The organism is Pseudomonas sp. N-1-13 (assembly GCF_057787095.1).
The window spans coordinates 3,117,175-3,142,416 of the sequence record NZ_JBYNRI010000001.1 but is presented as its reverse complement, the minus strand read 5'-3'; the positions used below and the strand labels follow the sequence as shown (position 1 = coordinate 3,142,416).

Genomic DNA, 25,242 nt, shown 5'->3' with positions numbered 1-25,242 from the left:
AATAATTATGCTTATGCCGGATCACTCCAGCGCCTGAACCACCAGCGCACCCTGGAAATCGGCTTGCCCTCGGCGTCCAGTGGTCGGCCGTCTTCGGCATAAGCGTGTGCCGGTTCCAGCAGTTGGCCGTTGAGGTAGCGGGCGTCGACGGCGGGGTTGCCATTGGGGTGCATGCGTCGATAACGACCGTCACGCACACCGTCACGATAGAACTCGGACTCGGCCAGTTGCCCATCGGGGAAATAGTTGTTCGCTTCACCGTGCAGCAACCCCCGCCGATAAGTGGCCTGGCGCTGCAGCCCGCCTTCGGCGGCGTAGAAGCTTGCCACGCCCTGCAGTTTGCCTTTGACGAAGGGCAACACCGCCGAGACTTTACCGTTGGGGTGATACAGCGTGCTGGTGCCTTGCAGCTCACCGTGCTGATAGTTGAGTTTCGCTTGCGGGCGCTGGGCCTCCTCAATCTGCAGCGGGCCGTCGAGGTGGCCGTCGACCAGTTGCCCGCTCAGGTGACTGTCGCCACGCTCCACGTCGAGTTTTTTCGAGGTCATCGGCGCGCTCCCGTCAGTTGATCTTCACCAGGCCGCCCTTGATGGTCAGCATGCCGCCGCCGTCCACGGTCTGTTCGGCGGCGGCCTTGTTCACCAGGCTGATGCCGGCGTCGTTGGTCAGGGTGGTGCCGGCCTTGTTTTCCAATGACGTACCGGCCTGGTTGCTCAGGGCGGTTCCAGCCTTTTGGCTGATGGACGTGCTGGCCTGGGCCGCCAGGTCGGCACCGCTCTTGATCGCGAAACTGCCGCCGCTTTGCAGGGTCAGGGTGCCACTGACCTTGATGGTCAGGTTGCCGTCCACCGTCAGTTCATAGTTACCGGTGACCTTGTGCGCGTAGTTGCCCCCGGTGCTGTGGTTCTGGTCCGAACCCACGGTCACGGTGCGAGTGTCCTTCACATCGAGGCTGTCGCTGCCGGTCTGGATGGTCACGCTGCGTTTGCCCTTTTCCAGGGTGACGGTTTCGTCGCCTTCCTTGACCGTGCGGGTGCGCGCGTTCTGCACCGTGAGGGTTTCATCGTGACCGACCGTGGCGGTGGTGTCGTTGAGCACGTTGATGTTGAAGTCTTTCTGGGCCTGGAGAAAAACCTCCTCGGCGTCCTTCTTGTCCTCGAAGCGCAATTCGTTGAAACCGCCGCCGCCCTTGGACGAGTTGGTCTTGATCCCGGACTGGGTCTGGTTGGCCGGCAGCGCGTAGGGCAGGGCGTTGTCGCCGTTGTAGACACAACCGGTCACCAGCGGCCGGTCGGGGTCGCCGTCGATGAAGGTGACGATGACCTCCTGGCCGATGCGCGGCACGAACTGCATGCCAAACCCCTTGCCGCTCCAGGGCAAAACCACACGAACCCAGCAGGATGAACTCTCGTCGTTCTTGCCGGTGCGGTCCCAAGGGAACTGCAACTTGATCCGCCCGTATTCGTCGGTCCAGATTTCTTCACCGGCCTTGCCCACCACCAGTGCCGTCTGGGTGTGCATGCGTGGTTTTTGCGTGGTGCGGGGCGGTCGATAAGTCGTGGCCTTGGGAATCGCCTCGAAGCGGTTTCGGTAGCTATCGTGGCTGGCTTCGTGGCTGACCGAGGTCACCACCCAATCGATATTCAGCGTCGAGTCTTCATGGCCGGCGAGGGTGAACCAATACCCCGGCACCAGCCAACGGCAGTCGCTTTCGCCGACAAACCGCTTCTCCTGACTGCGCAGGCCATCCACCCGTTGTTTGGTCAACGCATCGCCCTGGCCCTTGGCGTCATAGCCGCCCGGATGCTCGTATATCGAACTCGGCCCGGCGACGGCTTCGGCCTGGCTGTAGAGCGAAGTCGTTGGCGTGGTGAATTGGTAGTCGGTTGCCTGGTAGACCCCGGCCACCGCTTGCAGGCACACCTGGCCTGAGCGGATGCCATGCAGTTCCCGATCACCTATTTTCTGCCCGAGATAATTCACCGTCGGGCCATTGGGGATCGGCAAGAACGCATCATTGTTGTCAGCCAGCACCAGCGTGTGCGTGCCTTGTTCGTGGCTGAAAAACCAGAAAATCCCGTCTTCTTCCATCAAGCGCGAAACAAAGGCCAGATCGGTTTCGCCGTATTGCACACAGTATTCGCGTGGTGTGTAGCTGCCGGTGAGTTTGAGCTGGAAATCGGTGAAACCATGGGCCTTGAAAATCGTGGTGACGATGTCCGAGGTGGCGAGGTTCTGAAACACCCGATTGTTGCTCGCCAGGGTCAGCCACCAAAGCCACGGGCGCAATAAAAGTTGATAGCGTTCGGCGGTGGCGTCGGCGGGGAGCTGGCGGATCTCCGCGACCAGAAAATCCAGCGGGCGCAACAAGGCGTCCTTGTGCAGCGTCATGGTGACATGGCTGGCGACAGCGCTGGTGAGGGGCAGCGAAGGGCCGTCGTTGATGCCGTTGAGGATGTGCGAGCCCAACGCATTGAGGCTCTCTTCGCCGGACAGCGATTCCGGATACAGCGCCGACAGCGTGGCCGCGGTGAGGGAGAGGGTGGTGTTGCTGTCGGTGGAGCGGGGCATTGATTGTCCTCAGCGCCTTTAAATATCGTCAGGAAATCCTTCGACCGGGCCTGCCCATAAACACGACTCAACCGGGAAAGGAACATTGTCCAGTTGATTGGTATTGACCCCAATGCGTTGAGCGCAAATTTTGTCAGGCTCGCCAACTTTTTTAATCTTGATGAATCCGCTATTTACGTAATCATCCACTTTCTTCATCTGTTTTGGTTTTATCCATGCGAGGTTGAAATACAAAACATAGACTTCTGACAGTTTGCTAATGCCGAGTTTCTCTTTTTTCTCTCGTATTTCAGACGGTGGTATGGTCGTTAAATAGAAACCTTCTTCATGCTGCTTTTTGAACCAGGCCCACTTTTGAGGTTGATTCATCGTGCATTTCCACTCCCGGACGGCGGGGGTGCCGATTTGATTATCAGTGATGGATTTGGCCGCTGACTGGGTGGTGTAGTGATAGAACTTCATAAGGGCTCCGGTCCAACTCAGAAAGTCTTAACAGGCGATGAACCACGACGGTTTGTCACTCCAACACCCACTCCGCCAACTTCCCCGTCACCTGGGTCATCAACACATTCTCCACATCCCTTGCTCCTGCCGCGCTGCACTTGGCCAACACGGCCTTGACGATCCCTGCGTCGAACTCGAACTGCTTGCCGGTCGCGGCCTTATACCGCCCACGCAGTTTCTCCAGCTTGGCCAGGACAATGGCTTCCAGCGTCGCCTCATCCAGCGGCCGATACGCCACCACCGTCATGCGCGCCAGGAATGCGGGGCGAAACGCTTGCAGCAAGACTTTATGCAAGGCTTCGTTGAACGCGTCGCTGCCCAGTTGCGCGGCTGGCGTGTCCAGTAGCAGTTCGGCGCCGACGTTGCTGGTGGCGAGCATCACCGTGTTCTTGAAGTCCACCACCAGGCCGGTGCCGTCTTCCATCAGGCCTTTGTCGAAGACGTTGTAGAAGGCCTCGAGCACATCCGGGTGGGCCTTTTCGATTTCATCCAGCAACACCACCGAGTAGGGTTTGCGCCGCACCGCTTCGGTGAGCACACCGCCGCTGCCGTAGCCGATATAGCCGGGCGGGGCGCCCTTGAGCTGGCTGACGGTGTGGGCTTCCTGGTATTCCGAAAGGTTGATGCTGATCAGGTTACGTTCGCCGCCATAAAGGGCATCGGCCAGGGCGTAGGCGGTTTCGGTCTTGCCCACGCCGGTGGGGCCCACCAGCAGGAATACGCCGACCGGTTTCTGTGGATCGGTCAGGCCGGCGCGGTAGGCTTGCAGGCGCTGGGCGATGGTGTTCAACGCGGTGTCCTGGCCCATCACCCGCAGGCCCATGCGCTGACCGAGGGTGCGCACGGCGTGGGCTTCGTCGGCGAGCATCTTGCCTACCGGGATGCCGGTCCAGCCGGCGATCACGGCGGCGACGGTCTTGCTGTCCACCTGTTCGGGTACCAGCGGATCGTCCTGGCGAATGGCATCCAGGCCGGCCTCCAGACGCAGCAGTTCGGCAGCCAGGTGGTCGATGCGGTTATCGATCTCGGTGTCGGGCTTTTCACCGTCGGCGCGCTCGCTCAAGGCCAGCAGTTCGCGGCGGGTGTCGAGCAGTTCGCGCACCGCTTCACGCTCTTCGCCCCAGCGGGTCTCCAGCTCGCGGATGGCTTGCACGTTGCCGCTCGACTCGGTTTCCAGCAGGGTGATGCGCTCGCGGTGATCCAGCCCGGTGGCCTGCTCACGGCGCAAGCGTTCGACTTCGTCCTTGAGGCTGTTCTGGCGATGGCGCAGGCTTTCCAGGGGCGGTGGCACATCGTGTTGGCCGAGGGCGACCCGTGCGCAGGCGGTGTCGAGCACGCTGATGGCTTTGTCCGGCAACTGTCGCCCGGAAATGTAGCGGTGGGACAGTTTCACCGCCTCCTGAATGGCCGCATCCAGCACGTGTACGCCGTGATGTTGTTCCAGTTTGGTCGCTACGCCACGGAGCATTTCCACGGCGGTGAGTTCGTCCGGTTCTTCGACCTGCACCAGTTGGAAGCGACGGGCGAGGGCCGGGTCTTTCTCGAAGTATTTTTTGTATTCCAGCCAGGTGGTGGCGGCCAGGGTGCGCAGTTCACCCCGGGCCAGGGCCGGTTTGAGCAGGTTGGCCGCGTCGCTGCCACCTTCAGCGCCGCCGGCACCGATCAGGGTATGGGCTTCGTCGATAAACAGAATGATCGGTTTTTCAGCGCTGCGTACAGCGTCAATCACGCCTTTGAGACGCTGTTCGAACTCGCCCTTGACGCCCGCGCCGGCCTGCAACAGGCCCAGATCCAGCACGCGCAACGTGACCTCCTGCAACGACGGTGGCACGTCGCCTGCGGCAATGCGCAGGGCCAGCCCTTCCACCACGGCGGTTTTGCCGACGCCCGGCGCGCCCACCAGGATCGGGTTGTTCTGCCGACGTCTGAGCAGGATATCGATGCACTGACGAATCTCACCGTCGCGTCCGACGATGGGATCGATGCGTCCGTCCCGAGCGTCGGCGGTCAGGTCCTGGGTATATTGGTCGAGCACCGGGTCCTGTTTCGGTGGTGCCTCACCGGGTTTTACCGGGCGTACGCCGCCGACATGTTCCCGCGAGCTTTCGGTCCATTCCAACAGATGGGCGCGCAAGGCCTCCCGGGGAATGCGCAGCAGCGACGAGGCACTGTTGAGCAACAGGCTGCGACGCTCATCACGGTCCAGCAGTGCCAGCAACAACAAGCCGGAACGAATGCTGTCCAGGCCCAGCACGCTGGCCTGCACCACGGCGTCTTCCAGCAGGCCGATGGTTTGCGTCGACAGGGCCGGCGTGCGGGTACTGCCGGATTTGAACAGCTCCAGGGCCTTGTTGATTTCTGCCGCCACCGCGTCGCGCTCCAGGCCAAAGCGCGGCAACAGACAGGCAAAGTCACCGCCTTCGATGTCCAGCAGTTCCAGCAGCAGGTGCTCGATTTCCACATAGTGATGGCTGCGTTGCAGGCAGCGTTGCGCGGCGCGTTCCAGGGCGCGACGGTTGTCCGGGTTGAGGCGTCCGATCAGGCTGGCCAGTTCCATTTCAGGCGATCTCCGGCTGACGAAGGCGAGTTTCGATCCGTTGTACGGCAAGGTTCGGCTGGCGTTGCAGGCCACCGTTCCAGCTCAATCGCGGCGGCGCCTGGCGAACCAGTTGCAGTGGCCCGGCGCCACGGATCAGCAGCACCAGACTGCAATCCAGATCGGGACCGAAGTACAAGGCGTAAAGGCTGGCGAGTAACGGATGGGTCTCGCCGGTGGGCAGCAATGCACTGGCCTGAACCGCGGTCAGCGGGCCGAGGGTCAGGCGCACGCCGGCATGTTCGTCCCAGACCCGAGTGCCGGCGACCGCGCTGTGGCCCAAGCGCAAGTTGCGCCCGCCGGGCTGCAAGCGGCTGCGGCTGGCGGGAGGGATTTCGCGCCAGCCACCTTTGTAGGCGGTCAGTTCCACCGGCAGCCCGAACTGTTCGCGCACGATGGCCGCAAACCCGGCCAGGGAGCGCCGGCCATCGGCGTACAGTGCGGTACACGCCAGCACGCCCGCATCGGGTGCGGCCTGGCGTTCTTGCAACGCCTTGGGCAGCAGGCCGGTCAATGCACGCAATTGCGCCTGCACGGCAGACGCCGCCGGTGCGGTAAAACCCAGGGCGATGCGGTGTTTGCGCATCACTTTGTAGAGCAGGCTGAGCAGACGATGCTGGAACAGGTCGAGAAACTCCGCCGGCGCATGATCGCGCGCCCGTGCCCGTTGTTGCAGCCATTCCTGATAGGCGTAGGGCAAGGGGCCGTCGGGGCCGCCGAGGCCAAAGATCGGCGTGGTCAGGATGGGGGCCGTGCCGGGCTCTTGCTTCAGGCTTTCGACTTCACTGGCGGCGAACAGCGGTGTCAGCGGTCCCCGCAGGCGCAGGGCTTCGGCGTGGGGCGCGGTGCCGCTGCCCAGGGTTTCGGCCTGGGGCTGTTCGCGCTCCAGCACCAGCAATGCCTGAAGCCATTCGAAACGATGCGGGTCGCGCCGCAAACGTTCGCTCAGGTTCAGAGCGTCAGGGGTTTGCCGGCTTGGGGTTGCCATGTTTTCACCTCCCTGTCCGACTGAACGAGTACGGTGCGCACGAAACGATTGGCGGTGGCATAGAGGGAAAAGAACTGCGCCAGCACCCCGGAGAACAGCACGGCACTGCTGCCGACGAAGTGTTGCGGGTCCAGTTGCAGGCTTACTTGCAACCCGTTGCGCCACCCGCGCCAGGCGTCTTCGCCGACATGGGCGATGACCCGGTCACAAGCCAGTTCCAGCACCCCGGCGATCTGTCGCCGGGCGCTGGCCTCGTCCCGCAGATTGTGCAATTCGAGAATTTCCCGCAGCGCGTCGAGAGCCTGGGGACCTTCCACCAGCGACAGGTGGTTGAGGGTCAATTGCGACACCAGTCTCCAGCGCGATTCGCCATCCAGGCGTGGCAGGCTCTGCGGGCTGGGCGGGTTGCGCAGGCGAGCCCAGGCCACCGGCCCGGGACGCTCAAAACCCAGCGCGGTGCCGGACGGCAGGCTCTGGGCCAGATGGCGGTTGGTGCACAGCAACTCGGCGGTGAGGCTGTAGTCCCGCGTGTCAGCCAGCGGGTCGAACTGAGTGTCCACCAGGCTGACCATCAAATCGGTGCCCAGGCGATTGGGGCTCATGCCGCTGACTCGCCGCGCATGCCAGTAACAGGCCTGGTCGTTGCCGTGCTGGCTGCCATAATAGGCCGGTACTTTGCGCACCCCCTGGCTCGACGTCGCGCGCATGCCGCGGATGCTGTGGATCTCGACGCTGTTTTCTCGATGACTGTCAGCCACCAGGCGGTATTCGCTGCGGGTGCCGTCCGGGCGCAGCGGTTCGGACGTCCTGGGGAACAGGTTGATCACTGGCGCGCAGCCCAGGGCGATGTCGCTGGCCTGGAGCGGCAGGCGGCTGACGGGCGCGCGGTCGAACACGATGTACAGGTACAAGGCCTGGCTGTCGCTGGTCGCCCCGGCCAGTGGCAGGTCGAAAAAGCCGAATTTGTCGGGGAAGGCAAAGTACTCCGCCAGCAGACGCATGCCGGGATGCACCCCGTCTTCGTCCGGCAGCAAGGCTTGGTCACTGGCGAAACCGACGATCTCAGGCAGGCCGGTCAGGGGTTCCGGTACGCTGCCCGGTGGGCCGGCCAGGACCTTCACGGCATGGGCGCCGAGCAGGTCATACAGCCAGGCGTTGATCATTGGTGAGGCTGCCAGGTGTACCCGCAGAGAATCGATCCCCAGCGTCGACCATTGGCTTTCCCCCAGGCAACGCAGGTTCAGGCGCAAGGCGGAACGCGCCTGCACCACCCCCGTCAGCGCCTGAGCCTCATCGCTGCCCAGCAGCAACGCTTCACTGACTTCGACCGGCCACAGGCGCACGGCGGCCGTGGTGCGAAAATGAATGCTCTGCCCCTTGTCGGTGGTGACGAACAAGGGCGTGTCCCGGGGCAGGGGGTAGCCTTCATTGAGGTTGCCTTTGCTCGGGTCGGGCTCGAACTGCACGATGGCGCAGGACGGCAGAGGACGTAGGGCCAGAGGGTAAAGCTGTTCGAGCAAGGCATCGCTGAACTCGGCGTAGTCGTCGTCCAGTCTTCGCTGCAAGCGGGCGGCCAGCAGTGCGAAGCCCTCCAGCAGTCGCTCGACATGCGGGTCCGGGCATTCGCCGGGAGACAGCTCCAGACGCCTGGCGACCTTAGGGTAACGTTCGGCGAACAGGCTTCCGGCATGCCGCAGCCAGGTCAGTTCACGCTGGTAATAATCCAGCAGTTGCGGGTCAATCGAGTCGCTCATGTCGTACCTCAAGGCCGTCGCCGGCGGGCTCGATGACAAATGCCACGGGCCATGAGTGCTGGTCGCCGCGCAACTCGCCCAATAGCCGTATGTTCAGTTGCTGGGGATGACCCGGCACAGGGTTGACCTGGACCTCGCCCAATCGCAGGCGTGGTTCGAAGTGGTTGATGGCTTGACGGATCTCGCGGGTCAGTTGGCGACGGTCATCGCTGCGCTGCTGTTGTAGCGCCGTCCAGTCAGCGATGCCGTAATCCAGGATGCTCGGCGGTTCGGTCAGCGCCTTCGGGCCGCGTCGGGTGTTGAACAGGCGCAGCAGTTCGGCATGAACCGAGTCCTGCAGCGCCTGCCGGTCGAACGCCCGCTCAGGGTCTTGCGCCGGGCTGGCCAGGCGTTCGAACAGAGGAGGGCGAAGCCCGAAACCAGCCATGGGCGCGGCTTCCTTACTTGGTCATCTTGTTGGCCGCCAGGTCCCACGTTGTGCCCGCCGTGCCTTCCTTGGTGCCGTCGTCTTTCTGCGCGGTGAGTTCCCATTTGATCTTGGTGAAGTTCAGCGACAGGGTTTCCACCGGTTTGCCGCCCGTACCGCCACTGACGCTGACGTTGGACAGCACGACGTTGGTCAGGGTGTAGACGATGAACGGCATGATCTGGCCGCTGCCTTCGGCGGCGTTGCGACCGATGGTGATGATGGCTTCGGGGATCGGTTTACCGGCGCAGCAATATTCGTTGAGGGTGGGGGTAGAACTGTCGACGAATTTGGTCAGGGTGAATTCGCCGATGTGGGGCCTGCCGGACGTACGTTCCGAGTTGCTGACGTCATTGGTGACTTGCATCGCCACGTTGTGGCTGTAGGACATGACTTCGATTTTGTCCGTGAAACCCTCAAGCAGGCTGTCGCCCTTGATGTCGCCGCCGAGGTCGAGAATGATCGCATCCATTGTGTGGAACTCCTGAATAAGACGAGATTGGGGGTGCCCAATACCGTTAAAAACGAACGCCGAACCTGTGGCGAGGGGATTTATCCCCGCTGGAGCGCGAAGCGGCCCTAAATCTGACCACCCTAAGTGAACCGCTTAGGGGGCTGCTGCGCAGCCCAGCGGGGATAAATCCCCTCGCCACAAGCTCCTCGCCAGAGGTTTCGGCCGTCAGGCCGCTACCGGCGGCGGCAGGGTCGCCACCAGGCGGATCGAAGCAGTCAGCTCCTCCAACTGGAAGTGCGGCCGCAGGAACACCGTGGCCTTGTAGGCCCCTGGCTTGCCCGCCACTTCCGTGACGTCCACCCGCGCTTCGCGCAACGGGTACTGCGCCTTGATCTCTTGCGGCGCGTTGTCGTTGATCAGCACGTAATCGGCGATCCAGTTATTGAGGTAGGTCTGCACGTTGTCGCGGGTCATGAAGCTGCCGACCTTGTCGCGCATGATGACCTTCAGGTAATGGGCGAAACGCGAGGCAGCGAGCACATACGGCAACATCGCCGAGATTCGCGCGTTGGCGTTGGCCTCGTTGGTGTTGTAGAGCTTGGCCTTGTTGGTGGTCTGGCCGCCGAAGAACACTGCCACGTCACTGTTTTTCTTGTGGCACAGGGAAATGAAGCCCAGGTCGTTGAGTTCTTTTTCGCGCCGGTCGGTGATCGCCACTTCGGTCGGGCATTTGAGTGACAGGTCCCCGGAGCTGGTGCGGAAGGTATGGGCCGGCAGGCCTGCTACCGCGCCACCGCCTTCGGCCCCGCGAATCGCTGCGCACCAGCCATATTTGGCGAAGGCTTCGGTGATGCGTTGCGACAGCGCCCAGGCGGCGTTGCCCCACAGGTATTTACTGTGGTCGGTGCCGTTGACGTCCTCGACGTAGTTGATGCCTTCCACCGGCAGTGTGTCCGGGCCGTAGGGCAGGCGCAGCAGAAAGTGCGGCAGCACCAGGGACACGTAGCGCGAATCTTCGCTTTCGCGGAACGAGCGCCACTTGATCAGCTCCTGGCTTTCGAAAATCTTCGACAGGTCACGGGGCACGGCCAGCTCGGTGAAGCTGGTCATGTCGAACAACCGGGGGCTGGCGGCGGCAATGAACGGCGCGTGCGCGGCGGCGGCGACGTTCGACAGTTTTTCCAGCAGGCCGATGTCCTGGGGGTGGCGTCCAAACGTGTAGTCGCCCACCAGCAGGCTGAACGGATGCCCGCCGAAGGTGCCGTATTCTTCCTCGTAGATCTTCTTGAACAGCGCGCTCTGGTCGAACTCGACGGCTTTTTCCAGATCGTTCTGCAGTTCTTTCTGGGTCACGTTGAGCAAGCGCAGTTTAAGCCGCGTGCTGGTTTCAGTGTTTTGCACCAGCAGATGCAGGCCGCGCCAGGAGGCTTCGAGTTTTTGCAGTTCGGGGTGGTGCAGCACTTCGTTGAGCTGGGCGCTGATCAACTGATCGATCTGGCTGATGCGGTCGTTGATCATGGCCACGGTGTCCTTGTCGATGGCCATGCCTTCGTCGAGGACCTGGGTGGCGAATTCGGCCAGCATGTCGCGGGCGTAGTCCTGCTGGCTGTCGTCGTGGGCCATGCGGCCTTCGGCGATGATCTTGTCCAGCAGGGACAGGGTCTGGGTCGTGCTCTCGCTGGTTTGAGCGCTGGATGAAGCAGGCATGGCTTTATCTCCCTTGAGTAATGAGCGCGATCAGGCCTGTGGTTCGGCCGGGGCTGGGTCATCGTTGGCGGCTTCGGTCGGCAGGTCTTGCGCATCCTGAGGGCGGGCTGACTTGATCTCTTGCAGGCCTTCGGTGTTGGCGATCACGTCGCGCAGCAGCTTGTCCAGGTCGTCGTTGCCATCAAGCTTGGTCAGCAGGTCCCGCAGCCGCTGGCGGGCTTCGAACAGCCGGCGCAGGGGCGTGACCTGCTCCACAACCTTGACCGGGTCGAAGTCGTCGATGTGGCGGAAGTTGAGTTCGATGTTGAGCTTGCTGTCGTCACCGCTGAGGGTGTTATTCACCTGGAGCGTGGCGCGAGGGGAGATGGAGGCCAGTACCTCGTTGAAATTGTCGCGATCGATTTCGGTGAAGCGCCGCTCGTTGAGCTTGGGCAGCGGGTCCAGTGGTTTGCCCGAGAGGTCGGCCAGAATGCCGACCACCAGTGGCAATTCTTTCTTTTCGATGGCATTGCCGATTTCCACGTCATAGGTGATCTGGACGCGGGGAGGACGAACTCTGTCGAGCTTGTGCTGGGTACTTTCTGCCATGGCGGCCGACTCCGATGCATGTAGGGAGCAATGCATCGGGGGGCCCGCTCATCGCATTCCCTTGCTGATCCGCAGGTTGCAAATGGAGGGCAGTAGACCTGTCATTCCCTTGACGAACCTGGTGCATTCGACTGTGTGGGTCGAACTACCCAAGACGCTAGAACAGGTCTATAAAAATGCAAGCAAAAACAATTTTTGACCGCTGAGAAAAGGAAGATTCATTTTGCGTGTTCTTTTTTCCGGATTTTTTTTGAGCGTCGCGCTCACCGGTTGTTCGCTGTTTGCTCCCAGTGTCGACCTCGACAGCCTGACCCTGGACGTCGCGCCCCGAGCCAATGACGACACACCCATCGCAGTGGATTTTGTCGCCGTGAACGACCCGGATCTGCTCAAGCAGCTTTCGGGAATCAGCGCACGCCAGTGGTTTGCCGAGCGCGAACAGTTCCAGCGCGACTATCGTCAACTCATGTCGGTGTGGGGGCTGGAGCTGGTGCCGGGGCAATTCATCGACCGCCAACCCTTCCCTCTGGAGGGCAGGCGCGCCGCTGGACTTTTGGTCTTCGCCAGCTATAACACTCCCGGAGCCCACCGGCTTCGGCTGGACGATCAGCGCCAGGCTTGGCTGAAGTTCGAAAGTCGTGAGATGACCCTGGTGAACGATGGCCAGCTTGCCAGTCAGCCTTGAGTGACCGCGGGCCGCCCAGGGGCGGCGTCATTGGGATGTAGAAGGGAGTCGTATGAGTCTGTTACCTGACGCGGTTTGCTGGCACGAGGGCATGCAGTTGCTGCCCCAGCACTTCCAATTGCAAGGCCTGCGCGCCGAAGCCCTGGCCGCGCATTTTGCCGGCGCCTGCAACCCCTGGTTCTGGGGTGTCAGCCAGTTGGAGGTCGACCCTTCGGCCCTCAGCGCCGGCCAGGTCCGGCTGTTGCAGCTGCAGGGCACCTTGCCGGACGGGTTGCCGGTCAACGTGCAGGCCGGGGTCGGGCCGACCCTGGAGCTGGACATCACCGAAGCGGTGAACAAGACCGACGACGCGACGGTGACCGTGTACCTGGCCATCAGTCCGCTCTGGCGCGCCGGGCAATTGCTGCCGCTCAAGGGTCGGCTGCAATCGGTAGTGGGTGACGCCTTGCCGGACCTCACCAGCGGTGAGTTTCCCGAGTCCATCACGGTGTGGCGGCCGAACCCTCGGCTGTGCACACAACTGAGCAAGGCCGACTCGATCTGCCTGCCGCTGTTGCGCATCCGCAAGGAGGGCGGCGGCTTCCTGCGGGTGGCCTACACACCGCCGACGCCGATCCTGCTGCCGGAATCGATTCTTGGTCGGCGAGTGGCCGGGTTGTGTGCCAGGGCCCGGGAAAAATGCCTGTTCCTGGCCGGGCGCCTGCGTCAGGCCCAGGCGGCCGGTAACCAGGACGATGCCATGGAGATTCGCCGTCAATTGACTGCGTTGTGGGCGCGTTTGCCGGAAGTCGAAGGCGCGCTGAACACTCGGGTGGCGACGCCCCTGGCCTTGCATGGTCTGCTGTTGGGGCTGGCCGGTAGCTGGTCGGCGCTCGATCCGCTGGCCGGTGTCCCGGCCTTTGCGCCATTGGATTTTCTTGAGTTGCAACACGGCTATGAACCGCTGCTGGACTGGCTGGAAAATACCCTGGAGCTGGTCCGCGCCGGTTATCGCAGCCTGGCCTTCGAGCGCGATGATCAGGTGTTCTCGATCCAGTTGCCCGACGACCAGCCGAACCAGCGCCTGGTGATCGGCCTGCGTATGCCCAACGGCGCCAGTGAGCAAGCCGCGGCCGAGTGGTTGCGCGGGGCGATCATCGCGTCGGCGCCGCACATCCCGTTGTTGAGTCGCCAACGCATGAGCGGTCTGCCCCATCAGGCCATGAGCCGCAACGAACAGGTGGCCTACAGCGTGGGTGACGACACCCGGTTGTTCGTGGTGGCCGCCAGCGGGCAATGGTTCGATGGGCAATTGCCGTTGCACATCGTAGCGCCGGCCTCGCATCAGGCCAGCAGTCCGTGGCAAGTGGTGTTGTTTGTGGCGCAAGCCGGTGAAAGCGCCTGATCGTAAAAGGGGAGTCGTATGCCTGACGGAAGTGGCGGGGCGGTTCGGAGTCTGCATGAGGCACCGCTGAGCAGTGCGTTTCGTCAGGCTTGGCTGAAGTGGTCCCAGGACTGGCAGGACTTGCCCAAGGACAGCGACCCCGCGGTATTGGTCAGCCGGGTGGTGGAGTTTTCCGGTCGAAGCGCCCAGCGGTTGTGGCGGGTTGCCTTTGCCACCGTGGGCGATGCGGCCACCGAGCAGGTCAAGGCATTGGTCTACGCCTTCGTGGCGCTGGTGGACGAGACCTTGCTGTTCACCCCATGGCCGGGACAACTGGCCTGGCAGCAGCATCCCCTCGAATCGCGCATGTACTCCAGCCGTCAGGCTGGCGAACGGTTGCCGGCTGCCATCAAGAAACTGCTCGATGAGCAGATGCCCGGCACCCGGGACCTGGCCAACGTGTACCTGCAGTGTCTGATTCTCGGTTTTCAGGGCCGATTGCGGGGCGAGCCCGGTCAGGTCCAGCACGAAAAATGGCGGGTGGCGCTGTTCACGTTCGCCTGGCAGCACGAGCCCGATTATGTCGATGTCAGCCAGCGCCTGGCGATGTCTGCGGCGGCCACACCTATACGTGTCCCCGTTCAACAGTCGTTGCCGGACGGTTTGCGCCTGGGCCTGGTGATCCTGGCGATGGTGTTGCTGCTGACCGGGTTGGGGCAGGTGTTCTGGCGTGACATCCAATCAGAGCTTGAACCGGTGCTGCAACTGAACGAGTCGGTGGTTCAGGAGCAGGACTCATGAGCCTCTTGAGCATCGTCGCCCTGGTGTTGCTCGCCATTGTCGCGGTGCTGCTGATTGCGGCCGCGATCTGGTGGCTGCGCACCCAGGGCGGCGCGGCCATTCGCAGCTTCTATGGCGCGGTGCGCCACATGGAGCAGGAGCAAGGCACTCGGGACCGCTATCAGATGCCCTGGTTGTTGATGCTGGGCAACGAGGCCGATGGCGCGCAGTTGTGCGCCCAGTGGCGTTTGCAGCCGACAGACAAGGCGGCGTGGTTCGGCCGCTGGTGGTCGGATGCCGAAGGCGCGGTGCTGGTGGTGCCCCAGGCGCTGTTTTTGCCCGATGAGGGCATGAACATGCAGCGGGGCAACTGGTGGCGCCTGTTGGGATTGATTCTGCGCCTGCGCAGCAGACGGCCGCTGGATGCGGTGATCTGGACTGTGCCGTTCGGCAAGCTCGATGACATCGAGCAGACGACCGAGCTGAGTCTCAAGGTCCGGCGCTGTTTCATCGACCTCTTGCAACGGTTCGGTCTGAGCTTGCCGGTGTACGTGGTGATCACCGGGATGGAAGAACTGCCGGGGTTCCAGGAACTGGTCAGCGCCTTGCCCGCCCAGGCGCGGGAATCGACGCTGGGCTGGTCGTCGCCATATTCGCCCGAGGCGGCGTGGCAATCGCAATGGAGCGATCAGGCGCTGGATCAGGTCAACGCCGCATTGTCCCAGTCGATCATCGAAATCGGCGCGCTGTCGGGGCAGTTGAGCAGCGATCTGTATGGGTTGCCGGAGCGTTTCGAAGGGTTGCGGCGCGCCATGCAGCTGCTGCTGGAACCGGTTTTCCAGGGCAACGCGCAAGGCGAGGCACCGCGCTTTCGTGGCGTGTATTTCACCGCCAGCCAGGCGCCGGCCGTCACCGGCGATGGGTTGACCGCCAGCGACAGCGTTTTGCGCCAGACGGTGTTCGCTCGACAATTGTGGTCGCGCCGGCTGGTGGCCGAGCGGGGCCTGGCCCAGCCGGTGCCACGCCTGCTGCGCTTGCGCCAGCGTTGGCATCGGCTGGGCGGTGGGGTGGCGCTGGTGGTCGGCGTGGTCTGGCTGGGGAGCATGGTCTGGGTCTGGCACGATTCGGTCGAGCAAGCCGAGGGCTTGTCGCGGTTGGTCCTCAGCGCGCACAAAAACCATGTCGTGGTCGACCCCGACAAGCCGCAACTGGAGCCGACTCGGCACAACGTGCAGAACTACTGGAACGTGCTGGAAAAAGCCCCGCGCTGGCGTTTCGTCTCGGTGGTGTTTCCGACTTCCTGGTTCTCCGCCGTGGACGTTCAACTGGACAACGGCTTGCGCATGACCGCCCGCCATCATTGGATATTGCCGCTGCGTGACCTGCTGGTCTCGGACCTCGAACAACTCAAGGGCATCCGCAATACCGAGCGGCGCGGCAACGTGGAAAGCGAAGATCCGGCGCAATGGCAAAGTTACGTGAAAGCCAAGGACCTGGTTGAGCGTGCGGTGCGCCTGGAACAGCACAACCAGATGTTCAGCCAGGCGGTGAACAACCCCAAGGCACCGTTGGACGAGCTGGTGCAACTGAGCAACAGCGCCCTGTCGTTGAACCTCAACACCGGGACCTTGAGCCGGGCGCGTTTTTACAATCGGGTGCTGTTCGATGCCCAGAATAGCGATTTGAAAGGCCTGGACCTGAACGCCGCGCGCCCGGTGATTGCCGATAACTTCATGGGCCTGATGCAGCGCTGGCTGGATCATTACTTTCTGGCGGACAACTTCGTGCGTCAGGCCGGTTACCTGAAGCTGCATCTACAACGGCTTGAGGCCGGCGGCGGCAACTCCTTGAGCGAACTCGAAGAGCTGATGGCGTTGGTCGATGACCTGCAAAGGCTCGTCAGCCTGACCAACTCGGCCTGGGGCCGCGGTAAGGGGCAGGACCTGGTGCCCGGTTACACCCAGTTGATGGACAAGGTGGGCCACAGCACGCTGCTGGGGCCGGATCTTGAGCAGGATCTGCAGAGCCAGGCGGCAAAATTGCAGCAGAGCTTTCGCGACCAGTGGATCGTCCAGACCGGTTCCAGGGACAATCTGTTGGTCCAGCAGGGCAGCGGTTTGCTGGTGTTGCAGGAGCATGTCACGGCGCTGGACGGCGCGGTACAAGCGCTGTTCAAGCGTGACTTCGTGGCATTGGCCATGCAGAAGGCGCCGTCGGACAGTAACGCCGACTCGATGGGCCGGGGTGACAGCGACGATTTCAGCGTTGCCTTGAACTACTTCGCCAGCTACCAGAGCTACGCCAATGAAGAACTGCCGCGCATCCCGCCGGATTATCGTGGGGCGCTGATGGAGGCTGCTGAAAGCGCGGCGGCGCGGGCCATGTGGCTGAGTCTGGATGACAGCGAGCAACCGCTACCGGGCATGAGTTTCAATGTGCAGACCTCCCAGGCCGTTGCCCTGCAAAAAGCTTTCATGGATGTGAAGCGCAGCGATCTGGCGATTCGTTTTCAGCGCCTGCTCAACCGCCGCGCGTTGGCGCAGATCCAGAGCGGCCTGAACGAAATCGACGCCCAGCCACTGTTCACTCAACGTGCCGATGTCCAACGCTGGGACGGCTCGAAGAACTTCGGCTTGCAGTTGTACGGCGCCACTGATCCTCAGGACTTGAAGCTGAACCTCAACCAGCAGTTCGGCGCCATGCTACAGATCGCCGAGCAACGCATGCCCGCGCTGGAATGGCTGATTGTCCAGCAGGACAACCTGTCGGCCCTGGAGCACGATCAGGTCGCCCGGTTCATGGCGCTCAACGACGAACTGCTCAAATACAAAAACCAGAACCCGGCCAGTGCGGCTGCCCAACTGGAGCAATTGGTAAGTCGCGATTTCATCGAAATGGACACCACGTCCTGCGCGCAGATTCTGCAAACGTCCAGCCTGCCCGGCGGACGTGGCGACCTGGCCGTGCGCACCGTTACGCTGCAACAGAGTGCCTTGCAGCGCTGCCTGTATCTGCAACAGAACCAGGCGGCGACCGCCTGGAATGACCTGGCCAATTATTTCAATCAGTACCTGGCCGGGCGCTTTCCGTTTTCCCAGGATGTGCGGGCCAGCGATGCCGACCCGGCGCGGGTCCAGCGCCTGCTGGAGCTGATCGACACGCGGCTGCCTCAGGCACAGGCCGGACTGGCGTTGAGCCGGACGCCGGAGCGATTGGCGGCGGAGGATTTTCTCAACCGTTTGAAACAGGCCGGTGCCTGGCTCGGGCCGCTGTTCGTGCGGGACAAGAGTGGCTTGCTCGGCGTGGAAATGGACGTGCGCTGGCGAACCGATCGCGAGCAGGAACGCGGCGCGGATCAGGTGATCGCCTGGGGGCTGAACGCCGGCAACCAACAAATCAGTTACCCAGGTGAAACCGGGCAGAACCTGCGCTGGATGGTCGGCCAGCCGGTGAGTTTGACCCTGCGCTGGGCCCGTAACGGTTACCAGCGTCCGGCCAACGACCCCTTGCAACCCGACCTGGTGGTGCGCGATCTGGAAGCCGGCTGGGAGTACCAGGGGCCGTGGGCGTTGCTGCGTCTGATGCGCTCACTGGTGTCGAGCCAGCGCCAGCCGAATGCCGACTACACCGACTTCCCGCTGACCCTGCAACTGCCCGTGACGGCCCAGACCCAGGCGACCACGGCGCAACAGACCCAGATGTTCCTGCGTTTGTCGTTGATGAGCCAGGGTTCGAAGCTGCCGCTGTCGATTGCTCCGCTGCCGACCCAGGCCCCCCGTTCACCTTTCATGGCGACCTCATCGAACACCGCCATCGCAACCCGCGAGGAGGGCTTGTGAGCTTGCCGATATCCCCTTTGCCCGAACTCATCCCCCGGTTGCTTGAGCCGATCAGCGCCGAATCGCCCTGTGGCCAGGATCTGCGCTACGAGCCGGAGTTCGACCAGTTGCGCGAGTTGCGCCGGGAGGACGACACCAGCCTGCCCACGGGTGTGTGGCAATCGTCGATCAAGCGCGCCCAATGGCCGGAACTGGAAAGACTCGCCACTGCGTTGCTGCTCGAGCGCAGCAAGGATTTGATGATCAGCGCCTGGCTGGGGGAGGCCTGGTTACACCTGACCGGGCTGGAAGGACTGCCGGGCAGCCTGGCGTTGGTGGCGGGTCTGTGTGAGCGCTACCCCGAGCAGCTGTATCCCCGGGCCGATGACGGTGACCCGTCGTGGCGGGTCATTCCGCTGGAGTGGCTGGCCCGTCGCTACAGCGAAGTGTTACTGACACGGGTGCCCTTGTTCGATGGCCGGGACCCTGATTTCGACGGTTTCTGCCTGGCCGACTGGCAACGCTTGCAGCGCCAGCAGGTGTTGGTCAACGACAGTAAAAACGCCAAGGCCTCGGCGGAAGCGGCGCGCAACGACCAGAAAAAACTCAGCGAACTGATTCGCACCACGCCATTGTCGTTCTGGTTGCATCGCCAGGGCAGCCTGATGCTGAGCCTGCAGCACCTGCAACGGCTCGAAGCCTGGAGTGATGCCTACCTGGGCGATCAGGCCCCAGGCTATTCCTCCCTGCAGGACGTGATACAGGCCTTGCTGACATTGATAGAGGAGTTCATTGCGATGAACCCACAGCAACCCACCGTCGTGCCGGCGCAAGCACCACCGCCGGTGACGCCGCAAACCGCCCCAGCGCAGGTGGGCGCCGCGGCAACCCTGGCTTTTCAGGAGCCGGCCAGCCGCGAGGAAGCCTATCGCCAGTTGCTGGTCATCGCCGGCTACCTGGCTCGCACCGAACCCCACAGTCCGGTGCCCTATTTGATCCGGCGCGGCGTGGAGTGGGGCAACAAACCGTTGAACGAGCTGCTGGGCGAACTGATCAGTGCCGATGCCGAATCCCGGCGCGTGTGGACGCTATTGGGCGTTCTCTAACGCTCCTCGTCGGGCAAGCGCACCGGCGTCAGTACCGGTTTGCCGGAAAAAAACGCGGTCAGGTTCTGGCCCACCAACTCCACCATAGCGCGGGTGGCTTCCGGCGACAGGCCTGCCACGTGGGGTGTGAGGACGACGTTGGGCAGGTTCTTCAGCGCCTGCGGCACCTCGGGCTCGTGATCGAACACATCCAGGGCCGCTCCGGCAATTCGCCGTTGTTCCAGGGCGCTGATCAGGTCGGCGGTGGCAACCACGCTGGCCCTGGCGACGTTCACCAGAAATCCTTTTGGACCGAGCGCATCCAGGCTCTGCTTGTTTATCAACTGCCGGGTATCCAGGCCGCCTGGTGTGGCGACGATCAGGAAGTCCGAGACCCGCGCCAGTTCCGTGGGCGTGGCACAGAAGGTGTAGGGCACGTCGTTGCGTACCCGGCGATTGTGATAGCTGACACTCATGTCAAAGCCCAGGGCGGCCCGTTTGGCGATCGCCATGCCCACCGCGCCAAGGCCCAACACGCCCAGCCGCTTACCGGCCAGGGAAGGGCGCGCGCTCCTCGGCCATTCGCCCCGTCGCAGGGCGGCATCGCAATGGGGGATGTCGCGCACCAGCGCCAGCAACAGCGCCATGGCATGGTCGGCAACCGACGACGCGTTGACCCCGGCGCCATTGGTCACGACGATGCCGCGCTGATGGGCGGCCTGCAGGTCCACCTGCTCGTAGCCGGCGCCGATCACGCAGATGATTTTCAGGTTGGGCAGGGCGGCAATTTCCTCGGCCGTCAAACCCAGGGGACCGCGGGTCAGTACCGCGCTGAACCGTTCTCCATGTTCGTGAATCGCCGTCTTGCGCTCGGCAGGCGTTGGCGCCAACTCCAAGTGATAGCCCTGACGCTCAAGAATCGGCAGGTATTCGTTGACGGTTTCAACCAGTACAAGAACGGTTGCGGTCATGCTGTGCTCCTGTGGGCAATAGGACTGACGAAAAACCTGTGGGAGCGAGCCTGCTCGCGATAGCGGTGTCTCAGGAAATACCATGGCTGGCTGTTCCATCGCTATCGCGAGCAGGCTCGCTCCCACAGGGTTTTGTGCATTGTGGCTTATCCTGCGCTGGCAATTGTTTCATCTGTTCTGAGTGTAGGAGTTGGCGCAAAAAGGCGATAGGTCGGCGGCTTCATTCCCCGGCGTTATTTGCCGCAGATGCACCGTCCTCACAACCGCTCCTCAGCTAAGTCTTTGCTTCTGCTCGTTAATCCCGGACAATCGCGCCCCTGTTTCGGCCAGGGCGCTGCCTGTCGGGGTTTTCCGACTCGTCCTGGTCGGGTGCATGTGACCGGAATGCGGAGATCCGACCGGATGAATGATCAGGCCACTAGCGTCGAAGAACGCTTTGAAACGACAGCCCCAGCTACGCTCAGCCAGTGGGGGCGGCATGACACTACTTGGATGTTGGGCCTGTTTGGCACCGCCATCGGTGCAGGTACTTTGTTTTTGCCCATCAACGCCGGCCTCGGCGGTTTCTGGCCGTTGTTGATCCTGGCGTTGCTAGCCTTTCCCATGACGTTCTACGCCCACCGGGGGCTGACCCGTTTCGTGTTGTCCGGCCGTGAAGGCGCGGACATCACTGACGTGGTGGAGGAGCATTTCGGTATCAAGGCCGGTGCACTGATCACGTTGCTGTACTTCTTTGCAATTTTCCCGATTCTGCTGATCTACAGCGTGGCGCTGACCAATACGGTGGGCAGCTTCCTGGAGCATCAACTGCATATCCAGCCGCCACCTCGGGTGGTGCTGTCGCTGGTGTTGATCCTGGGTTTGCTGGCAGTGGTGCGATGCGGGGAGCAGGCGATCGTCAAGGCCATGAGCCTGATGGTCTATCCGTTTATCGTAGCGTTGCTGTTCCTGGCGGTGTTTCTGATCCCGCACTGGAACGGTGGCATCCTGACCACAGCGTCCACGCTGCCTGAACCTTCGGCGCTGCTGCATACCTTGTGGCTGGCGATTCCGGTGATGGTGTTCTCGTTCAACCACTCGCCGATCATCTCGGCGTTTGCGGTGGATCAGAAGCGTCGCCATGGCGATAACGCCGAAGTGCGCAGCTCGCAGATCCTCTCGCGCGCCCATGTGCTGATGGTGGTGATGGTGCTGTTCTTTGTGTTCAGTTGTGTTTTGACGCTTTCCCCGTCGCAACTGGCCGAGGCCAAGGCGCAGAATCTGTCGATCCTGTCGTACCTGGCCAACCACTTCAGCAATCCGACCATCGCTTTTGCCGCGCCATTGATTGCGTTCGTGGCGATCTCCAAGTCCTTCCTGGGGCATTACATTGGCGCCAGCGAAGGCCTCAAGGGCCTGATCGTCAAGAGCGGTCGACGTCCGGCGGCAAAGACCCTGGACCGTCTGACCGCAGCGTTCATGTTGGTGGTGTGCTGGATCGTCGCCACCCTTAACCCGAGCATCCTGGGCATGATCGAAACCCTGGGCGGCCCGGTAATCGCGGCGATCCTGTTCCTGATGCCGATGTACGCCATCCAAAAGGTCCCAGCCATGGCCCGTTACCGCGGCCAGGCGTCCAATGTATTTGTCGCGCTGGTGGGGTTGGTGGCGATTACTGCGTTGGTCTACTCCCTAATGGCCTGATAACACAGCCCCCTTGTGGAAGCGGGCTTGCTCGCGAAAGCGGTGGTTCAGTTGGCATGGATGCTGGCTATACGGTCGCCATCGCGAGCAAGCTCGCTCCCACAGTGTGTCCGAGGTGTTCATAGGCATCGCATCCACCGAAAGTCCCCTGTGGGAGCGAGCTTGCTCGCGATAGCGGCCTGCCAGCTTGCATCGAAATCCCAGGCATAAAAAAACGCCGCCCCTCGCAAGAAGGGCGGCGTTTTAGTCGAGCGTTGAAGCCTTAGGCTTGAACGACCGGGATGTTGGCATTGGCAGCCGCTTCACGGAACTCGGCGATCTGGTCGAAGCTCAGGTAGCGGTACACGTCCGCTGCCATGCTGTCGATCTTGCCGGCGTATTCCATGTACTCCTCGACGGTCGGCAGGCGACCCAGGATAGACGCCACGGATGCCAGTTCGGCCGAAGCCAGGTAGACATTCGCGCCGTCGCCCAGACGGTTCGGGAAGTTACGGGTCGAAGTCGACACCACGGTGGAGTTCGGTTCCACGCGTGCCTGGTTACCCATGCACAGCGAGCAGCCTGGCATTTCCATCCGTGCACCGGCCTTGCCGTAGATGCCGTAGTAGCCTTCTTCGGTGAGCTGGTGAGCGTCCATCTTGGTCGGCGGCGAGAGCCACAGACGGGTTGGCAACTGACCCTTGACCTGTTCCAGCAACTTACCGGCAGCGCGGAAGTGGCCGATGTTGGTCATGCACGAACCGATGAACACTTCGTCGATCTTCTGCCCAGCGACGCTGGAGAGCAGGCGGGCATCGTCCGGGTCGTTCGGCGCGCAGAGCACAGGCTCCTTGACGTCGGCCAGGTCGATCTCGATGACTTCGGCGTATTCGGCGTCCTTGTCGGCTTCCAGCAGTTCCGGGTTGGCCAGCCAGGCTTCCATCGCCTGGGCACGACGCTCCAGGGTGCGGGCATCGCCGTAGCCTTCGCCGATCATCCAGCGCAGCAGGGTGATGTTCGATTGCAGGTATTCGGCAATCGATTCCTTGGACAGCTTGATGGTGCAACCGGCAGCCGAACGTTCGGCCGAGGCGTCGGACAGTTCGAACGCTTGCTCGACGGTCAGGGTTTCAAGGCCTTCGATTTCCAGGATGCGGCCGGAGAAGGCGTTCTTCTTGCCTTTCTTCTCGACGGTCAACAGACCTTTCTGGATCGCGTAGTAAGGGATGGCGTGTACCAGGTCACGCAGGGTGACGCCTGGTTGCAGTTTGCCCTTGAAGCGAACCAGGATCGATTCCGGCATGTCCAGCGGCATGACGCCAGTGGCGGCGGCGAACGCCACCAGGCCAGAACCGGCCGGGAACGAGATACCGATCGGGAAGCGGGTGTGGGAGTCACCACCGGTGCCGACGGTGTCCGGCAGCAGCATGCGGTTCAGCCAGCTGTGGATGATGCCGTCGCCCGGACGCAGGGATACGCCGCCACGGGTCATGATGAAGTCAGGCAGGGTGTGGTGGGTGGTCACGTCGATCGGCTTTGGATAGGCCGCGGTGTGGCAGAAGGACTGCATCACCAGATCGGTCGAGAAGCCCAGGCACGCCAGGTCTTTCAATTCGTCACGGGTCATCGGGCCAGTGGTGTCCTGGGAACCGACGGTGGTCATCTTCGGCTCGCAGTAGGTGCCCGGACGAACGCCGGTCACGCCGCAGGCCTTGCCGACCATTTTCTGCGCCAGGGTGAAACCCTTGGTGCTTTCGGCCGGGGCTTCCGGCTTCTTGAACAGGTCCGAAGCGGGCAGGCCCAGCTCGGCACGTGCCTTCTCGGTCAGGCCGCGACCGATGATCAGCGGGATACGGCCGCCGGCACGCACTTCGTCCAACAGGACCGGGGTCTTCATTTCGAAGGTGGTCAGGACTTCATCAGTGCCGTGCTTGCAGACTTTGCCAGCATGCGGGTACAGGTCGATCACGTCGCCCATGTGCATGTTGGACACATCGAATTCGATCGGCAGGGCGCCGGCGTCTTCCATGGTGTTGTAGAAGATCGGGGCGATCTTGCTGCCGAAGCAGAAACCACCGGCGCGCTTGTTCGGCACGTAAGGCACGTCGTCACCGAAGAACCACAGCACCGAGTTGGTGGCTGATTTACGCGACGAACCGGTACCGACCACGTCACCGACGTAGGCGATCGGGAAGCCCTGGCCGCGCATCTCTTCGATCTGCTTCATCGGGCCGGTCTTGCCTTGTTCATCCGGCACGATACCGTCACGGGCCATTTTCAGCATGGCCAGGGCGTGCAGTGGGATGTCCGGGCGGGACCAGGCGTCAGGAGCCGGGGAGAGGTCGTCGGTGTTGGTTTCGCCGGTAACCTTGAACACCCGAAGGCTGATCTTGTCGGCCAGCACGGGGCGGTTCTTGAACCACTCGCCGTCGGCCCAGGATTGCAGCACGCCCTTGGCGTGAACGTTGCCATTGCGGGCTTTTTCAGCCACGTCGTGGAAGGCATCGAACATCAGCAGTGTGTGCTTGAGTTCTTCGGCGGCTACGGGCGCCAGTTCGGCGTCGTCCAGCAGGTCCACCAGGGTCACGATGTTGTAGCCGCCCTGCATGGTGCCGAGCAGTTCAACGGCGCGCTTCTTGTCCAGCAGAGGGGATTGGGCTTCGCCTTTGGCCAGGGCGGACAGGAAACCGGCCTTCACGTAGGCGGCTTCGTCGACTCCAGGCGGAACGCGATTGGTGATCAGGTCAACGAGGAAAGCTTCTTCGCCAGCCGGAGGATTCTTCAGCAGCTCGATCAGGCCTGCGGTTTGTTCGGCGTTAAGCGGCTGGGGAACGATACCCAGTGCTGCACGCTCTTCGATATGTTTGCGGTAGGCTTCAAGCACAGTTATTACCCTCATCAGTGGTCCCAAATGGGTGTCCGGGACGCTCATCCAGAAACCCACGGTACTCATGCGCGTCGGAGGCTTTTTGAGCCACCACGCCAGAGTTTCCGCGAGTTCCTCACAGAAGCTGCTTTCAAAGTTTTACGCCTGCAGAACGGGGAGCTGATGAGGGTTGGCGTTGGGCTTTCCCCGCTGGAAAGACCCTCGGCCAACACCGCTCTGAAGGAACGACTGTGCTCGTGACGCTTTGAAAACAGCTTCTAACGGACATTGGCGCCTTAAAAGGCTGGCTGATTCTACGGCAAAAAAAAAATAAACGTAAGTTGGCCCCTGAAGTTTGAGGGGTGATCAATCTTAGACAAAGGG

18 protein-coding genes are annotated in these 25,242 nt (G+C 62.3%); 6 read left to right on the top strand and 12 right to left on the bottom strand.

Features of this window, described 5'->3' with window-relative positions; all coding sequences use genetic code 11:
* Positions 1-11: 11 nt before the first annotated feature.
* The 10 genes from AC3I65_RS14140 to tssB form a co-directional block, all read right to left on the bottom strand.
* A complete protein-coding gene (locus AC3I65_RS14140) occupies positions 12-548 on the bottom strand; it encodes a toxin-antitoxin system YwqK family antitoxin (protein WP_488523895.1) in 537 nt (178 codons plus the stop codon).
* Between the two features lie 13 nt (positions 549-561).
* Positions 562-2,571: a type VI secretion system tip protein TssI/VgrG gene (tssI, locus tag AC3I65_RS14135; protein WP_488523894.1), complete on the bottom strand. Its 2,010-nt coding sequence runs from the start codon at positions 2,569-2,571 to the stop codon at positions 562-564.
* A gap of 18 nt (positions 2,572-2,589) precedes the next feature.
* Complete coding sequence (locus AC3I65_RS14130) at positions 2,590-3,033, bottom strand: hypothetical protein (protein WP_047225731.1); 444 nt, start codon at positions 3,031-3,033, stop codon at positions 2,590-2,592.
* A gap of 55 nt (positions 3,034-3,088) precedes the next feature.
* Complete coding sequence (tssH, locus tag AC3I65_RS14125; RefSeq protein ID WP_454864674.1) at positions 3,089-5,632, bottom strand: type VI secretion system ATPase TssH; 2,544 nt, start codon at positions 5,630-5,632, stop codon at positions 3,089-3,091.
* A 1-nt stretch (position 5,633) separates the two neighbouring features.
* On the bottom strand, positions 5,634-6,659 hold the full coding sequence (gene tssG, locus AC3I65_RS14120) for a type VI secretion system baseplate subunit TssG (protein WP_188250795.1): 1,026 nt from the start codon (positions 6,657-6,659) through the stop codon (positions 5,634-5,636).
* A complete protein-coding gene (gene tssF, locus AC3I65_RS14115) occupies positions 6,623-8,413 on the bottom strand; it encodes a type VI secretion system baseplate subunit TssF (RefSeq protein ID WP_488523893.1) in 1,791 nt (596 codons plus the stop codon). Before tssF ends, tssG begins: the two co-directional genes overlap by 37 nt.
* Positions 8,397-8,840: a type VI secretion system baseplate subunit TssE gene (gene tssE / locus AC3I65_RS14110; protein WP_047225735.1), complete on the bottom strand. Its 444-nt coding sequence runs from the start codon at positions 8,838-8,840 to the stop codon at positions 8,397-8,399. Before tssE ends, tssF begins: the two co-directional genes overlap by 17 nt.
* Positions 8,841-8,853: 13 nt before the next feature.
* On the bottom strand, positions 8,854-9,351 hold the full coding sequence (locus tag AC3I65_RS14105; RefSeq protein WP_047225736.1) for an Hcp family type VI secretion system effector: 498 nt from the start codon (positions 9,349-9,351) through the stop codon (positions 8,854-8,856).
* Positions 9,352-9,558: 207 nt separating this feature from the next.
* The gene (gene tssC, locus AC3I65_RS14100) at positions 9,559-11,040 is read right to left on the bottom strand and encodes a type VI secretion system contractile sheath large subunit (protein ID WP_047225737.1); all 1,482 of its coding nucleotides are present in this window, start codon (positions 11,038-11,040) and stop codon (positions 9,559-9,561) included.
* Between the two features lie 30 nt (positions 11,041-11,070).
* The gene (tssB, locus tag AC3I65_RS14095; RefSeq protein WP_047225738.1) at positions 11,071-11,628 is read right to left on the bottom strand and encodes a type VI secretion system contractile sheath small subunit; all 558 of its coding nucleotides are present in this window, start codon (positions 11,626-11,628) and stop codon (positions 11,071-11,073) included.
* 223 nt (positions 11,629-11,851) lie between these two features.
* Here tssB and AC3I65_RS14090 point away from each other — a divergent pair, with 223 nt between their 5' ends.
* The 5 genes from AC3I65_RS14090 to tssA are packed head-to-tail and all read left to right on the top strand — an operon-like array spanning position 11,852 to position 19,380.
* Positions 11,852-12,313 carry a hypothetical protein gene (locus AC3I65_RS14090; protein WP_047225739.1) on the top strand — a complete coding sequence of 154 codons (462 nt, stop codon included), beginning with the start codon at positions 11,852-11,854 and terminating at the stop codon, positions 12,311-12,313.
* Between the two features lie 52 nt (positions 12,314-12,365).
* Positions 12,366-13,697, top strand: coding sequence for a type VI secretion system baseplate subunit TssK (gene tssK / locus AC3I65_RS14085; RefSeq protein ID WP_454864676.1), 1,332 nt, complete (start codon positions 12,366-12,368; stop codon positions 13,695-13,697).
* Positions 13,698-13,715: 18 nt separating this feature from the next.
* Positions 13,716-14,477, top strand: a complete 762-nt coding sequence (locus AC3I65_RS14080) for a DotU family type IV/VI secretion system protein (protein ID WP_107322346.1) — start codon at positions 13,716-13,718, stop codon at positions 14,475-14,477.
* Positions 14,474-18,295 carry a type VI secretion system protein gene (locus AC3I65_RS14075; RefSeq protein ID WP_454864677.1) on the top strand — a complete coding sequence of 1,274 codons (3,822 nt, stop codon included), beginning with the start codon at positions 14,474-14,476 and terminating at the stop codon, positions 18,293-18,295. The genes AC3I65_RS14080 and AC3I65_RS14075 overlap by 4 nt, the downstream gene beginning before the upstream one ends.
* Positions 18,292-19,380 (top strand): type VI secretion system protein TssA, encoded by a 1,089-nt coding sequence (tssA, locus tag AC3I65_RS14070; RefSeq protein ID WP_160892242.1) that lies wholly within the window; start codon positions 18,292-18,294, stop codon positions 19,378-19,380. Before AC3I65_RS14075 ends, tssA begins: the two co-directional genes overlap by 4 nt.
* On the opposite strand, the gene AC3I65_RS14065 is transcribed toward tssA, so the two are convergent.
* On the bottom strand, positions 19,377-20,330 hold the full coding sequence (locus AC3I65_RS14065) for a 2-hydroxyacid dehydrogenase (RefSeq protein ID WP_107322349.1): 954 nt from the start codon (positions 20,328-20,330) through the stop codon (positions 19,377-19,379). The genes tssA and AC3I65_RS14065 overlap by 4 nt on opposite strands.
* Before the next feature lie 402 nt (positions 20,331-20,732).
* On the opposite strand from AC3I65_RS14065, the gene AC3I65_RS14060 reads away from it, so the two are divergent.
* On the top strand, positions 20,733-22,013 hold the full coding sequence (locus tag AC3I65_RS14060) for a serine/threonine transporter (protein ID WP_139049956.1): 1,281 nt from the start codon (positions 20,733-20,735) through the stop codon (positions 22,011-22,013).
* Positions 22,014-22,275: 262 nt separating this feature from the next.
* On the opposite strand, the gene acnB is transcribed toward AC3I65_RS14060, so the two are convergent.
* Entirely contained in the window at positions 22,276-24,876 is a 2,601-nt protein-coding gene (gene acnB / locus AC3I65_RS14055) for a bifunctional aconitate hydratase 2/2-methylisocitrate dehydratase (RefSeq protein ID WP_092396851.1), read from the bottom strand.
* Positions 24,877-25,242 lie beyond the last annotated feature (366 nt).

Excerpts from the sequence above, each read along its gene's own strand:
- AC3I65_RS14140 (WP_488523895.1), bottom strand. The coding sequence starts at position 548 with ATGACCTCGAAAAAACTCGACGTGGAGCGTGGCGACAGTCACCTGAGC.
- tssI (WP_488523894.1), bottom strand. The coding sequence starts at position 2,571 with ATGCCCCGCTCCACCGACAGCAACACCACCCTCTCCCTCACCGCGGCC.
- AC3I65_RS14130 (WP_047225731.1), bottom strand. The coding sequence starts at position 3,033 with ATGAAGTTCTATCACTACACCACCCAGTCAGCGGCCAAATCCATCACT.
- tssH (WP_454864674.1), bottom strand. The coding sequence starts at position 5,632 with ATGGAACTGGCCAGCCTGATCGGACGCCTCAACCCGGACAACCGTCGC.
- tssG (WP_188250795.1), bottom strand. The coding sequence starts at position 6,659 with ATGGCAACCCCAAGCCGGCAAACCCCTGACGCTCTGAACCTGAGCGAA.
- tssF (WP_488523893.1), bottom strand. The coding sequence starts at position 8,413 with ATGAGCGACTCGATTGACCCGCAACTGCTGGATTATTACCAGCGTGAA.
- tssE (WP_047225735.1), bottom strand. The coding sequence starts at position 8,840 with ATGGCTGGTTTCGGGCTTCGCCCTCCTCTGTTCGAACGCCTGGCCAGC.
- AC3I65_RS14105 (WP_047225736.1), bottom strand. The coding sequence starts at position 9,351 with ATGGATGCGATCATTCTCGACCTCGGCGGCGACATCAAGGGCGACAGC.
- tssC (WP_047225737.1), bottom strand. The coding sequence starts at position 11,040 with ATGCCTGCTTCATCCAGCGCTCAAACCAGCGAGAGCACGACCCAGACC.
- tssB (WP_047225738.1), bottom strand. The coding sequence starts at position 11,628 with ATGGCAGAAAGTACCCAGCACAAGCTCGACAGAGTTCGTCCTCCCCGC.
- tssK (WP_454864676.1), top strand. The coding sequence starts at position 12,366 with ATGAGTCTGTTACCTGACGCGGTTTGCTGGCACGAGGGCATGCAGTTG.
- AC3I65_RS14080 (WP_107322346.1), top strand. The coding sequence starts at position 13,716 with ATGCCTGACGGAAGTGGCGGGGCGGTTCGGAGTCTGCATGAGGCACCG.
- AC3I65_RS14075 (WP_454864677.1), top strand. The coding sequence starts at position 14,474 with ATGAGCCTCTTGAGCATCGTCGCCCTGGTGTTGCTCGCCATTGTCGCG.
- AC3I65_RS14065 (WP_107322349.1), bottom strand. The coding sequence starts at position 20,330 with ATGACCGCAACCGTTCTTGTACTGGTTGAAACCGTCAACGAATACCTG.
- AC3I65_RS14060 (WP_139049956.1), top strand. The coding sequence starts at position 20,733 with ATGAATGATCAGGCCACTAGCGTCGAAGAACGCTTTGAAACGACAGCC.